General features: G+C 38.5%; 14 protein-coding genes and 1 tRNA gene. 7 read left to right on the top strand and 8 right to left on the bottom strand.

What is annotated here, in order from left to right:
- Positions 1-88: 88 nt before the first annotated feature.
- A complete protein-coding gene (locus PHY84_RS01970) occupies positions 89-1,342 on the top strand; it encodes a diguanylate cyclase (RefSeq protein WP_299857192.1) in 1,254 nt (417 codons plus the stop codon).
- Here the strand turns inward: PHY84_RS01970 and PHY84_RS01975 are convergent.
- The 4 genes from PHY84_RS01975 to PHY84_RS01990 form a co-directional block, all read right to left on the bottom strand.
- The gene (locus PHY84_RS01975; RefSeq protein WP_299857194.1) at positions 1,339-1,683 is read right to left on the bottom strand and encodes a translation initiation factor; all 345 of its coding nucleotides are present in this window, start codon (positions 1,681-1,683) and stop codon (positions 1,339-1,341) included. The two genes, PHY84_RS01970 and PHY84_RS01975, sit on opposite strands and share 4 nt — an antisense overlap.
- Positions 1,680-2,519, bottom strand: coding sequence for a DUF5718 family protein (locus tag PHY84_RS01980; RefSeq protein WP_299857196.1), 840 nt, complete (start codon positions 2,517-2,519; stop codon positions 1,680-1,682). Before PHY84_RS01980 ends, PHY84_RS01975 begins: the two co-directional genes overlap by 4 nt.
- A complete protein-coding gene (locus tag PHY84_RS01985; protein ID WP_299857199.1) occupies positions 2,506-4,110 on the bottom strand; it encodes an ATP-binding cassette domain-containing protein in 1,605 nt (534 codons plus the stop codon). Before PHY84_RS01985 ends, PHY84_RS01980 begins: the two co-directional genes overlap by 14 nt.
- Before the next feature lie 108 nt (positions 4,111-4,218).
- Positions 4,219-4,294 (bottom strand) — tRNA-Ala (locus tag PHY84_RS01990).
- A 91-nt stretch (positions 4,295-4,385) separates the two neighbouring features.
- On the opposite strand from PHY84_RS01990, the gene PHY84_RS01995 reads away from it, so the two are divergent.
- The gene (locus PHY84_RS01995) at positions 4,386-4,802 is read left to right on the top strand and encodes a GNAT family N-acetyltransferase (protein WP_299857201.1); all 417 of its coding nucleotides are present in this window, start codon (positions 4,386-4,388) and stop codon (positions 4,800-4,802) included.
- Between the two features lie 57 nt (positions 4,803-4,859).
- On the opposite strand, the gene PHY84_RS02000 is transcribed toward PHY84_RS01995, so the two are convergent.
- Entirely contained in the window at positions 4,860-5,078 is a 219-nt protein-coding gene (locus PHY84_RS02000; protein WP_299857204.1) for a cold-shock protein, read from the bottom strand.
- 225 nt (positions 5,079-5,303) lie between these two features.
- Here PHY84_RS02000 and PHY84_RS02005 point away from each other — a divergent pair, with 225 nt between their 5' ends.
- The 4 genes from PHY84_RS02005 to PHY84_RS02020 are packed head-to-tail and all read left to right on the top strand — an operon-like array spanning position 5,304 to position 9,707.
- Positions 5,304-5,846, top strand: a complete 543-nt coding sequence (locus PHY84_RS02005; protein ID WP_299857206.1) for a hypothetical protein — start codon at positions 5,304-5,306, stop codon at positions 5,844-5,846.
- 3 nt (positions 5,847-5,849) lie between these two features.
- Positions 5,850-6,053 carry an RNA-binding S4 domain-containing protein gene (locus PHY84_RS02010; protein WP_299857208.1) on the top strand — a complete coding sequence of 68 codons (204 nt, stop codon included), beginning with the start codon at positions 5,850-5,852 and terminating at the stop codon, positions 6,051-6,053.
- A gap of 60 nt (positions 6,054-6,113) precedes the next feature.
- Positions 6,114-6,587: a hypothetical protein gene (locus PHY84_RS02015; RefSeq protein ID WP_299857210.1), complete on the top strand. Its 474-nt coding sequence runs from the start codon at positions 6,114-6,116 to the stop codon at positions 6,585-6,587.
- Between the two features lie 9 nt (positions 6,588-6,596).
- On the top strand, positions 6,597-9,707 hold the full coding sequence (locus tag PHY84_RS02020) for an efflux RND transporter permease subunit (protein WP_299857212.1): 3,111 nt from the start codon (positions 6,597-6,599) through the stop codon (positions 9,705-9,707).
- On the opposite strand, the gene PHY84_RS02025 is transcribed toward PHY84_RS02020, so the two are convergent.
- Entirely contained in the window at positions 9,682-10,080 is a 399-nt protein-coding gene (locus PHY84_RS02025) for a rhodanese-like domain-containing protein (protein WP_299857214.1), read from the bottom strand. The two genes, PHY84_RS02020 and PHY84_RS02025, sit on opposite strands and share 26 nt — an antisense overlap.
- Positions 10,081-10,238: 158 nt before the next feature.
- Here PHY84_RS02025 and PHY84_RS02030 point away from each other — a divergent pair, with 158 nt between their 5' ends.
- Positions 10,239-10,607 carry a hypothetical protein gene (locus PHY84_RS02030; RefSeq protein WP_299857216.1) on the top strand — a complete coding sequence of 123 codons (369 nt, stop codon included), beginning with the start codon at positions 10,239-10,241 and terminating at the stop codon, positions 10,605-10,607.
- A gap of 4 nt (positions 10,608-10,611) precedes the next feature.
- On the opposite strand, the gene PHY84_RS02035 is transcribed toward PHY84_RS02030, so the two are convergent.
- Positions 10,612-12,510 carry a methyl-accepting chemotaxis protein gene (locus tag PHY84_RS02035; protein WP_299857218.1) on the bottom strand — a complete coding sequence of 633 codons (1,899 nt, stop codon included), beginning with the start codon at positions 12,508-12,510 and terminating at the stop codon, positions 10,612-10,614.
- An 81-nt stretch (positions 12,511-12,591) separates the two neighbouring features.
- Positions 12,592-13,038, bottom strand: a complete 447-nt coding sequence (locus PHY84_RS02040) for a hypothetical protein (RefSeq protein ID WP_299857220.1) — start codon at positions 13,036-13,038, stop codon at positions 12,592-12,594.
- Positions 13,039-13,050: the final 12 nt, after the last annotated feature.

The following is a 13,050-nucleotide window of genomic DNA, read 5'->3' on the forward strand; positions in this document are numbered from 1 at the left end:
CTCTGTTTTGTAGTCTTTGAATTTTAGCATAAAAGAGCTTTTGTTGGCATGCTGTTTGCTTTGTTTATAAAACAATGTTGGGGAAGTGATGGATTTTATAGATACTTTAAAATCAAGAAGCAAGCTTTTTTCTATTTTTTTGATTATTACGCTTAGTCTTTTGGTTATAGGGGCTATGGGAACAATCAACCTGAGGGCTATGAAAAAAAACCTTGATTCTCTCTATTTTGGTTCACTTGTTCCTATTGTAGAGCTAAACAGTATCCTTCAAACATATCATGACAATCTTGCCGGTACGCTCTATAGAGCAAAGGATGCGCAAGTTGCGCCGGATGAGCTAAAATCAGAAATAGAGTCTGCCATCACGCTTATTGGCAAAGAGTGGAAAAGTTACGAGTCGCATTTTAAAAGAGATGAAGAGCTTGAGTATGTTGCCTATACGGCAGTTGAATTGCAAGAGACGAATAAATACTTTCTTGCTGTCTTAAAGGCTTTTGAGGATGGGCAAGATATGAAAAATCTCTCCTTTGGACAGCTTGAAAAAAAGGTAACCCATATCAATCAAGTAATAAAAAAACTTATCAAATATGAGATTGATATCGCAAAATATGAACGAAAAAATTTTTTAAATATCTATGAATCCCTTTTACTAAAGCTAGGAGTTCTTTTGGTTATGGTTATTTTGGGTGTTATGGTTGTTTCATACTATGTGCTTAAAAGTATTCAGCTTGATCAAAGTGCTCTTGAAGCAAGTGCAAAAAAATTGAAAATCGCAAACAAAAAGCTGGAAAATGCCTCTTATACCGATTCTTTAACATCTTTGTTCAATAGGAGATATTTTAACCTTGTTTATGAGCGGGAGATAAAAAGAGCAAAAAGAAACCATACGTTCATCACTTTTATGATGTTAGACATCGACTACTTTAAACAGTATAACGATATGTATGGGCACATCAAAGGAGATGCGGTTCTTAAGCAAGTAGCATCAGTTTTTCAAGATATTCTAAAACGTCCGAGTGATTATGTCTTTAGGCTTGGCGGAGAGGAGTTTGGAGTTTTGCTCATAGATACATCGGAGATAAGCAGTGCTAATGTTGCAGACGCTATTTGCGATGCTGTTAGAGCGTGTGAAATCACACATGATGGTTCTAAGATAGAGAAGTATGTAACAATCTCAATCGGTGTGGCAAGCTGTGTAGCTGATAGTGCTTTAGATGAAGAACTTCTTATGGCAAGAGCCGATGAGATGCTATATGATGCAAAAGAGAGCGGGAGAAATAGATATAGCATAACCACAAATATAAGTGCGGCAACTTTGCATGAGATAGAAGAGAGTGCTTAGTGTCCGTGTTTAAAGCGAAAGTTGTTTTCAAGTAATAAAGGTTTTAGTTTATCTTTTAGTTCGCCCTGAAATTCCATCCATCCCTCTTTGAGCGTACCGCCGCATCCAAGCCTCTTTTTGAGCATTTTTAAAGTAGCCTCTGCATCGTTTTGAGTAAGATGAAATTCGCCTACCAAAGTAACCGTTTTTCCGTTTCTTTTCTCTTTTTTAAAGAATAAAAAGTGCTTTTGCGGCTCCAAAATCTCGTTAGACACATCTGTTTTTCTGGGAGAGGCAACTTCTGCCCACCCGTCCTCTATCTCGGCATCGATAAAAATATCGAGCTTTTTGCCTCTGCTCATAAGCGCACCTTTTGTTTTAAAAGGCTTGTCCCTTCCAAAAGAGGGGCGTTTGCTTCAACCATTTCAAGAAGAGAGGATGCGTTTGTTGTTATGTTGTTGTATAGCATAATGATAACTTCGTCGCCGTCTTGTAAAAAAGTATGTTCTCCATATAAGGTATATCTTGTTGCGCCTATACTAATAATGGCTTTTGATGGGTGGTTACACGCAGCTATGTAGTTGCTCAAATGTTCTAGTGGTCCAAAATCTTCTTGTGTATTTATCTGCTTCACCATCCACTCAAGTAGTTTTTCATAGAAATAGCTATATCCCTTAAGTTCTACATCTTCGCCGTATGCATGGATGTTGCCATCTCTTTTTAAAAATGAGCAGATAGAGTAGCTGTCCATAATACCGCCATCGCTGAACTTGTCAATCTCAAGGAGGTTTTGGCTAACTCCTTTGGAATTTTTGCCCCAGTTTTTCTTATCGCTGATTTTACTTGCTCCTGCAACTCTGATGGAGCAGTCGTTGTATGCGCCAAAATGGGTCGGAATAATCTTTAAAAGGGTGTTGTTTTCATAGATAAAATCGCAGATAAGAGCAACTTCCGGTTCTGCTTGAACATTGACTTTGTCGTCAGGGAGTTGAATGGTAGAGCTTGAGAAAGGGTAGGTGCTTAGTATCTCTTTTGCGCCTAGTACGTGCTTTGGCAGATAAAAAGGGAACATTCCTTTTGGAGCGGCTTCATCGGCGGTGATAATCTCTTTAAAATCTTCCAACTCTCCCGCCTGAGCCAAATGCAGTGCAAAATTGCCTGCAATACCCAGCCCTAAAAACTCCCTATATGCGTCCATTTTCTTTCGCTTCCGCAAACTCTTCGTAAGAGCCTTTGAAGTCCACATACGTACCATCGGCTCTGAGTTCGATAACACGGTTTGCAAATGCATCTAAAAGTTCACGGTCATGTGAAACACAGATAACATTGCCTTTGAAGTTGTAAAGTGCTTCTCCCAGCGCTACGATAGCTTCAAGGTCAAGGTGGTTTGACGGCTCGTCAAGTACAAGAAAGTTTCCGCCCTCAAGCATCATTTTACTTAGCATCATTCTATGCTTCTCGCCGCCTGAAATACTTACAACAGACTTTTCTTGCTGCTCACCGGAGAAGAGCATACGCCCTAAACAGTTTCTAATCTCTGCGATATCTCTCTTTGGATCAAACCCTCTAAGCCAGTCATAAAGAGTTCCATCCCCTTTGATGATATCTGCCGTATCTTGCGGGAAGTAGCTATTCTCAATCGTTGCACCCCAGTGAATGTCGCCGCTTGTCGGCTTCATCTCTTCCATAATTATTTTAAGCAGAGTTGTTTTTCCAACACCGTTAGAGCCGATAAGTGCTACTTTTTCATCCGGCTCAAATTTGAGGTTGATATCTTTTAAAACAGCGTTGTCACCATAAGAGTGGCTGACATTTTTGACTTCCAGTGCCTCATCTCCCATAGTTCTTTTTGCCTTAAAGACGATACTAGGATCTCTTCTTGAAGATGGTTTGATGTCGTCGATAACAAGTTTGTCAAGTTGCTTTTGTCTTGAAGTTGCCTGTTTTGCCTTTGAAGCGTTTGCGCTAAAGCGGCGGACAAACGCCTCTAGCTGCTCTTTTTCTTTCTCTTTTTTAGCGTTATTTAGCTCTTGTTGTTTTGCTATGACATTTGCAGCGATGTACCAGTCGTCATAGTTGCCCGTAAATTCACGGATTTTTTGATAGTCAACATCAAGGATATGTGTAACAACGGAGTTTAGAAAGTGTCTATCGTGCGAGATGACGACCATTGTTCCCTCATGGCGTTGCAACTCATGTTCCAGCCAGCTGATAGTCTGAATGTCTAGGTTGTTGGTAGGCTCATCGAGAAAGAGAACATCAGGCTTTGGAAAGAGAACCTGAGCAAGCAAAACCTTAAATTTGTCGGCACTGTCAAGCGTACTCATAAGTTCCCCGTGTTGGCTTGCAGGTATCCCGACATTTTCTAAAACTTTGGCGATATTTACATCGTACTCGTAAGTCGGATCCTCTTCAACACAGATAACTTCCAGCTCTGCAAGACGGTCATTTACTGCATCATCCTCAAAATCACCTGTTGCATAAATCTCTCCCTTTTCTTTAATCGCATCATAAAGTCTTTTGTTGCCGCATAAAACAGCATCTGCAATTGTGTAATTTTCGTAAGCATACTGATTTTGTCCCAAAACACCGACTTTGAGTCCGTTTTCGACAATAACATCGCCTTCATACTCTTTTATCTGTCCGCTTAGAATTTTTAAAAAAGTTGTTTTTCCTGCGCCGTTTGCGCCGATAAGACCATATCTTTTGTGACGGTCAAGTTTGAGGTTGATATCTTGGAAGAGGATTCTGCTTCCATAACGCATTGTTAGATTTTGTACTATTACCATAATTTATCTCTTATTTTGACAGAGTGGAACTGCCTGTGATTTTTTGCGATTGTACCTAAGAGTTGTTTAAAAACTGATTACTGTTGCCAAGAGATTGGCTTTTTGTGGTGGTGGAGTGTAGGGGGTTCGAACCCCTGACCTCGACGCTGCCAGCGTCGCGCTCTCCCAACTGAGCTAACACCCCAAAAAAGTAAGAGAATTTTATGAAAAAATGGCTTATTGCAAACTTATACCAAATGCATGGTATGATATGTGTAAAAATGAGAGTAGCGATAATGCAAATTAGAGAGCTTGGCTTAAAAGAACTTTTTATGATTTACGAGGTGGTTTCACAACTTCGAACATCACTCTCTTATGATGAATTTGAAGATTTGGTTTATGAGATGCAAAGCATGCAGTATAAGATGCTTGGGATTATAGAACGAGACAAACTTGTAACATATGCAGGCGTGGCGATACAGACGAATCTTTATGACAAAAGACATCTTTTTGTTTTTGATTTGGTAACGGATGAAGCGCTTAGAGGCAAAGGTTATGGGAAGATGATGCTTGAGTATCTGCACGACTATGCAAAAATGGGAATGTGTCAAAACATAGTTTTATCGTCAGGTTTTGCACGGGAAGAGGCGCATCGTTTTTACGAAAAAAATGGATTTTCTAAGAAAAGTTTTGTTTTTTTTAAGAGTGTTTGAGCGAAACGAGTATAAATGAATACAGAAGTTTGCGGGCAAAAACCCGCAAGGTAAACCTTAAAGAGGTGTTACGTTCTCAGCTTGAGGACCTTTTTGACCCTCACCGAGTTCGAAAGTTACTCTTTGACCTTCAGTCAAAGAAACACGACCCGGACCTGTTCTGTTTACTTGGCGAAAATGTACAAATACATCTTTTCCACCATTTTCTTGTTGAATAAAACCATAACCTTTTTCTTCATTGAACCATTTAACTGATCCGTCTAGCAATTCTGCCATGTGTAGTACCTCTTTGGTAAAAATTCACTTCTTTAAAAAAGTGGAGTCAAAATAAAGGGAGAGTCGTTTGTCTAGCAGAATATACTATAGATGAACTCGCACACAAAAATCTTTCATCAAACAGAAGTATAACGAAAATTTTAAATTTTGCACAGAAAAATAAAAAGTTTAAAAAAAACGGCAAATCTGCCGATAATTATGGTAACTAAACTCAAAGGATTTGTTATGCAAGTTACATCAGATACAGCTCTTGTCGGCAAAACAAAAGGTGGTGCGGAAATCAAACCTCTCTTTACGGAGAGGATTTCAAAAGATGAAGCCAAAGAGATAAAAGAGCAGATTCAAAAGAGTGCAAATGAAATGGCTTTCAAGTCGGCGTCGGTGCAAAGTGCGCTTTTTAGAAAGGATGATGCTTTTGCAAAAGAGTATGATGAGTTTCAGACATTTTTGCAAGATATAGGGTATGATGGAAAGCCTATAGCAGAGCTTTCACAAGAGGAAGCAAGTGCGCTTGTCAGTGAGGATGGTTTTTTTGGTGTTGCGCAAACATCGCAAAGAATTGCTGATTTTGTTATCAACGGAGCAGGCGGTGATGAAAAGATGCTTCGTGCGGGACGTGAGGGAATGCTTAGGGGATTTAAAGAGGCTGAGGAGATGTGGGGAGGCAAGTTGCCTGAAATCTCACAAGAGACTATGAAAAAAGCATTGGAAATGGTCGATAAGGCGATTTACGATCTTGGTTTTTCCGTACTAGACACAGAGGCATAGGCAATGAGATTTGAACTCAAAGAGGAGTATATTGAACTGTATAAGCTTTTTAAACTCTTAGAGCTTGTTGACAGCGGTGCGGAGGCTAAGCTTATCATTGCAGATGGGCATGTGAAAAGAAACGGCGAGGTTGAGTTACGAAAAAGGGCAAAAATTCGAAGAGGGGATGTAATCGAGGTTGCTGATGTAGTTGTTGAAGTTGTATAGCTTCGTCATGGGCAATAAAGCAAAATTGTATTAAAATGACGAAAAAACGGATGCTTATTGATGAAACAAGAGATATATGAGCTTTTTAAAAGTGCTGCGGTGCAGGCGATTTTGGAAGTTATAGGGAGTGAGTTGCAAAAAAGAAACGAGTCCCCTTTTTGGAGAGAGAAGGTTGTCCCTTTTAGTGAAGCGATTTTAAGTGTTTTAGTGCCATTAAGAGACCAAGGAGTGCTTTTTGATCCTCAAGGGGATAGGGTTAGCACTCTTACGCCTGAGATTTTCTTTGCATGGAGTGATTTTGTTAGTCTTAAAACACTTGCTTTTACAATTCAAAAATCAAACGAGGCAGGAGTTTTGCTTCGAACAAAACTTGATGAGACGCTGTGTAAAAAATATACCTCTGTTGACTTGACGATTTTGGGTGCTTATCTCTCAAAAAACAGAGTCAATTTGGAAAACGAGTATCTTGATTTCCCGATTTCTAGCTACAACCTTCATCAAGGTGTAAGCAACGTTATCAAATCGCTTCTTTAAGAGTCTGCTTTGATAAAGCTTATAGACTATTTCATCAAAAACAGCAGGCTTAATTACGCTATTTTATTTTTCTTGATTTTTATGGGAATTAACTCATATATCGCTATTCCTAAAGAGATTTTTCCGGATGCTCAGCTTGACCAGATAAGTGTTATCGGCTCTTATGGCGGTACGAGTGCTTCTGTTATGGATAAGATGGCGGTTCGTGATATTGAGGATGAGCTTAGCAACGTAACGGGTATCAAAAAAACGGAAACGACTATTACCCCCGGAGCGTTTGCAATACTGCTCACACTTGATAAGAATACCAATAGAGAGATAACACTGGGGCGTGTAAAAGATGCCATTGCTCTGACACGTCAGTATCTTCCATCAGACATGAATGAGCCGGTTGCAAGACTTTTGGATAAGACGCGTTCTCTTATCAAAGTTGCAGTCTCTTCGGCTACTCTGCCTATCGGTGAGCTTACGGTTATAGCACAGGATGTCAAGACAAAAATAGCTAAAGTAGATGGGATTAGCGAGGTATTGGTTCGTGGGGATTCAGATGAAGAGGTCACCATAAAAATTGATTCTCAAGCCATTTTGGCGTATGGTTTAGGTCATGAAAATGTGCAAAAAGCTATTGCAAATCTATCTTATATCTTTCCGGTTGGCAATATTGAACAGATGGGAAAGTTTGCTTATGTATCGACTTCCAACGGTAAGGCGAATGCCAAAGAGTATGAGGATAGTATCTTAGAAGTCGGTGGAAAATATATACGGCTTGGAGATATCGCAACGGTAAAGATAGAGTATCCGCAAACCGATACCCTTGCCACTTTTAACAACAAAAAAACAATCTCTCTCGTTGTTTCCAAAGCGGTTGAGGGTGATGCTATAGTTCTATCTAAAAAGCTGCAAGAGTATGTGCGCTCCATTGAGAAAAACTATAAAGATGTAGATTTTTACTTTTATGAAGACTCTTCAAAACCGGTTCAGCAGAGGCTTGATGTTATTATCTCCAACTTGATGTTTGGGCTTATTTTGGTTTTTGTGTCAATGGCGATTCTTATCAATGTGCGTATTGCAATAATTGTGGCGCTGGGTATTCCTTTTTCCTTTATCATAGGTCTTTTAAGCATCTACTATATGGGTTACTCCATCAACATTGTTTCGCTTCTCGGCGCGCTTATCGTTATAGGTATAGTTGTGGATGATGCTATTATTGTTAGTGAAAATATCCAGCGTTATATTGATGAGGGGATGAGTAATTATGATGCGGCAATTGCAGGTGTAAAGGAGATGATGCTGCCTGTAACTCTTGCGACTGTTACTACGGTTGTGGCATTTTTGCCTATTTTTATGCTTCAAGGTGAAATTGCTCTTTTTATCATGCTTATTCCTATTACTGTTATTATCATCTTGCTTGGATCGCTTTTGGAGAGTTTTCTTTTTCTCCCTTTGCATGCACAGGAGTTTTTACGAAAAAGCAGTAACTCTCTAAGCTGGGTGCCTTTTGAAAATCTTTATGAAAAAGCCGTTCTTTACTTTTTGCAATACAAAAAAATAACACTTTTTCTCTTTCTTCTTTTGATTCCAATCGCAACTGTTTATACGGCAAAATCAATGAAGTTTCAGTTTTTTCCAAATTTTGACGGAAATTATCTCTACATTTCCGGTAAACTCGATATCAACACGCCGCTTGAGAACAGTTATGAAGTTTCAAAAGAGATAGAAGCTGAACTGATGAAGCATGCTGAGGAGTTTTCACTTAAGTCTATCTCTTCGGTTGTCGGATACAGACGCAGTCTCTCCGGCGATACGCAAAGAAATAACGGCGTTTTTATGATAACTATGGAGCTTTACGACAGAGAGGAGACAAATTGGGTTGATAAGTATATAAATCCTGCTCTTAATTTTAGTTTTGCGTTTAATAATCCTGAAAATATCCGCAAAAAACAGACTTTTGAACTCTCTCCTCGTGCCAAAGAGATAATTGAGCCTTTTAGGGCAAAATACAATATGGAAGATTTAGGCGTTATGGAAGACAAATCAGGGCTTATTAAGAGTGATATCCAGATAAATCTCTCAGGAAGCAATGATGCAGCACTGCAAGATGGAATCAAAAAGCTAGAAGAGCAGTTATCAAAAATAAAAAATGTGCGGGATTTTAGCGATAACATCAGATATGGAAAAATGGAGTATGTCATCAAAATAAACTCTTATGGAGAGAGTTTGGGCTTAAGCGAGGGAGCTGTCGCTAAAACTTTGAGCACCTACTTTTTAGAGAAAAAACAGGCAACTACATTCAACGATTTGGGTGTTATGGATATAAAAACCGAGGAGAGTACAAAAGACAGTATCGCTACTTTTTTAGATTTTAGCATAGCCTTGCAAGATGGAAGATATGTAAAGCTATCTGATATTGCGGAGATTTCACAGGTAAGAGATTATGAAAAAATCGATAAATTAAATGGAAATATTATTAAAACTGTTTATGCAAATATAGACAAAAGAAAGATTACTTCACAAGAGATTTTAGATATGCTTGAACCTACACTCAATGAAGTCAGGGCCTCAGGTGTAGATGTGGCGCTTCTTGGGGAAAAAGAGAAAAATCAGCAACTTAAAACAGATATGCAAAAAGCGGTGTTGCTTGCGCTCTTTTTGATTTTTTTGACATTACTGCTTATTTTTCCAAAGGTAAAGTATGTTTTGATGGTAATGAGCGTTATTCCTCTTTCTATTTTGGGAGCGCTTTTAGGGCATAAACTGCTTGGTCTTAATCTCTCAATGCCGTCTATTATAGGGATTTTGGGTTTAGCAGGTGTTGTTATCAATGATGGTATTATCATGCTTGATTTTCTTCATGGAACGCATAAATTAGAGGAGTTTTTGCAAAGAGCAAAATTGAGACTTCGTCCGATTATGATTACATCTATAACAACCTTTTTGGGACTTTTTACGCTGATATTTTACGCAAGCGGTCAAGCGGTTATTTTGCAGCCTATTGCAATCTCAATAGGATTTGGACTTGTCTGGGGTACAGTGCTCAATCTTCTTTATCTTCCAACGCTTTACGCATTGGTCAATAAAATCGAGATAAAGAATATTACTTCTGAGAATATGGCAAAATAGGGAGTTTTAGGTGTTTGGCATAAACAATGCCGCTTTTAATGTTGACTACTTCATAGCCCAATTTCTGCGAGAGAAAAGCTGCTAAAATCCTCGTTCTGCTGCCTGTGCGGCAGATAATGGCAAAACGTTTTTTAGTATCGACTGCTTGATTGAGTTTAGTGAGAAAGTCTTGAAGGTCGTAATTACCTTTTTCATCAAAAAGCATGATGGGAATGGAACCTTGCAAAAGCCCTGTTTCTTTCCATTCCGCAGGTGTTCTAATGTCCACTATAGCCATTTTTGAGTCAAGAAGCTGTTGTGAAGCCTCTTCATTGATTACAGTCGCCAAAAGCGAAACACTGAGCAGTAAAAGCAACGCTATAGTTTTTTTCAATCCATCTCTCCATAGTTTATAATCCTCCCGCTTTATGCGGGTAGCTTTAGGGGGTTGCAAGGGACACTTGTGTCCCTGCCATAAATAGGGGCTTTGCTCCTATTTATGTGTCAAATCAGTGTATAATTATATCAACAAATAAATAATAGGTTTTGAGAGTGGCATCACAAAAAGCAATAGACAATGCAGCGAGACTTCGTTATGTACGGGCTATAGAGAGATTTCACAAGAGTATCACCTCTTACCTTGCGAGCACGGCGGCTCTTACAAGAGAGGGGTATGATAAAAAAATTGATAGTGGTTTAAAAATACTTCAGAGAGTTGAAGAGATAGCACTATACAAAGGCGACTTGCAGGAGTTGCAAAAACTTGTCCAAAAGATGATTTCTTATAAAGAGAGCGACAAGGAGATAGGGGAGATAAAAGAGGATATTTTGTATCTCTCAAACCAGCTTGAAAAAACAAAAAATGCAAGACGCTACAAAAAAGAGAAGCACTCCCGCTCTATCTATGAAGAGTGGGAGTAGTAATTTATTTTGACTCTTGAAGCATCTTATCTAAAAGTCCAAAAAGCTCTTCGGAAGCTTTTTCCATATTGTCAAAATTTTCAATAATATTTTGAGCATTGTTGAGTGTTGTTACCTCTGCATCACGGTCAAGATACGCTAGATTTGAGTTTGCGTTTTTATGTACCGTTTCATGTGGAGCCGCTAGTTTGCCAAATGATGCAGTTTGGGAAAATCTTCTCTTTCCTTCAGCATCATGCCACGTACCAAGCGAACACTCATGAGTATTTTGCTGTTCAAGCATTTTGTTAAGCGAAATGATAGAGTTGTAAACACGTGATTTGTATAAGATATGTTCAAGTTTTGCAAGTACGACAAAGACACTGTTTTCCATCCCATAGGAGTAGTCAACCATTTTTGAAGAGTTATCGCTAAGAGCGATAAGTGTATCTTCGAATCCATTCATTTTCTGCGTTGAATCTTCAACCGTTATTTTCATATTTTCTGAACTTGTTTGAATCTCATTCATGTCTTGCTGTAGCGATTTTATAGAGACGGAGATTTCGCCTGTTGCTTTATGAGTTCTCTCCGCAAGTTTACGCACTTCATCGGCAACAACCGCAAATCCTCTTCCATGCTCTCCTGCACGTGCAGCTTCGATAGCCGCGTTAAGTGCAAGAAGATTTGTCTGATCTGCGATATCGGTAATAAGCTGGATAACAGAAGTGATTTCATTTGCCTGATTTGCAATCTCTGAGATGCTATGGTTGTTGCTGCTGACTTGTTCTGTGAGTGCATTTAGCTCTCTTGTGATATCTGAAATATCATTGCGTGAATTTATAGCTAGCTCAGAGGCACTTTTTGTTGCAGAGGTAATTGTTTTTAGGTCGTTAATGTTTGAACTCAAATCAGAGATAATAAGCGAAAGTGACTCTGAAACATTAACGCTTCTTGTGCTGATTTTTGAGTTGAAAATATCACGCTGTGCTTTTGCATTTTGCGCTTTCATAAAATCTATGCTTTTTCGTACACTCTCTACCGCATCAATAAATTCGCCGCTCATTCCCTCTGAGGAGATATTATGCGTGAAAATCCCTTTGGATGCATCCGTAATAGTTGTGTTGATTTCGTGAATAAGACTCTTTGTATGCTCGATAAGCTGTGAGAGTTCATAACCCATAATCCCAAGTTCCGTGTTTTTATCGGTTGTTGCAGCTTGTTGTGAAAAATCACCCCTAGATACACGGCTGATGAGTGATGTAAAATCGTTGATACCGGCAGTTATCGATTTTCTGATAACTGTTGCCAAAACAAGCACAACAATACCTACTGCAATACCTGCAATAAGTACAAGATATTTGAAAAAATTTATCTCTTTGCCAAGTGAAGAAGAGTCATTTTCTAGCTCTTTTGATTTTAAATCGACAAGCTTTTTAAAAGAGTCTCTTGAAGCATTTGCGTATGGAGTGAGTTCTTTGGAGTAGTTAGCATAAATTTGAGTTTTATTTTCTTCAATTTCTTTGGGAGTTAACTTTTTCATCATGGCAAGAGTGTTGTTTAAAAATAACATTGTAGAGTTTTTTGCCTCTTGAACCATGCCAAGAGAACCCTCTTTTTCCATGAGTTTTTCAAGTGTGACAAAACCGTCCTCTACATCATGGATTGTTTTTTCAAGATTCGCCACATTTTTATCATAGCTTCCGTTAAGCATAATATCTCTTGAGAGTCTGCTGACGTAATTAAGGTTTTTTTCAATCGTGAGCGTAGTTAAACCGCCAATCATAGAGTTTTTATGCAGATGCTCATACTTGGTATCAATATGCCCCATTGCTAAAAAAATAGATATTGCGGCAGAAAAGACAGAAATTGTTACCATCGCGATGAAATAATTCATCTTCTTGTAGATACTTAACTTTTGAAACATTCAAAACCCTTTAGCCATTGTTTTGCTGAATAATAGCATATTTTCCCGATAATATTATGAATTTATCTTATAGTTTTAAATTTATAAATACATAAATTGCGAAAGAAGAATGATAACAACAACAAGGCTAAATGGAAAAAAGTGGCTCTTAAATACCCAAGGATTGATTTTGAAAAGTTTTTGGTTGATGCCTCTTAGACCCAGCCATAATCCAAAAAATGCTTTGATGGCAAGAAGTGTTTGAAAGTAGGAGAGTGAGCCGTTTTCTATCTTGCCAAAAACTTGTGAAAAAAGATAAAGCCCGCTTGCAACTGCTACCATAAGCGCATAAGGTACAACTTTTCTTACATGCATCATGATAGCTTCTCTTGCTTTTGCGTGCTCCTCACTCGTAAGTGTCTGCTGCATTTTTGAGAGAAAGAGGATGTCAACAAATAAAAAACCGCCATAGATAAAGACTGAAAAAATATGAATGGTATGTATAAGTGTGTAAATTATGGTAAATCCTTTTTGGCATAATTTTAGCATATCAAAAAAGCA

This window comes from Sulfurimonas sp. (assembly GCF_028694605.1).
In the GTDB taxonomy this organism is placed as follows: Bacteria; Campylobacterota; Campylobacteria; order Campylobacterales; family Sulfurimonadaceae; genus Sulfurimonas.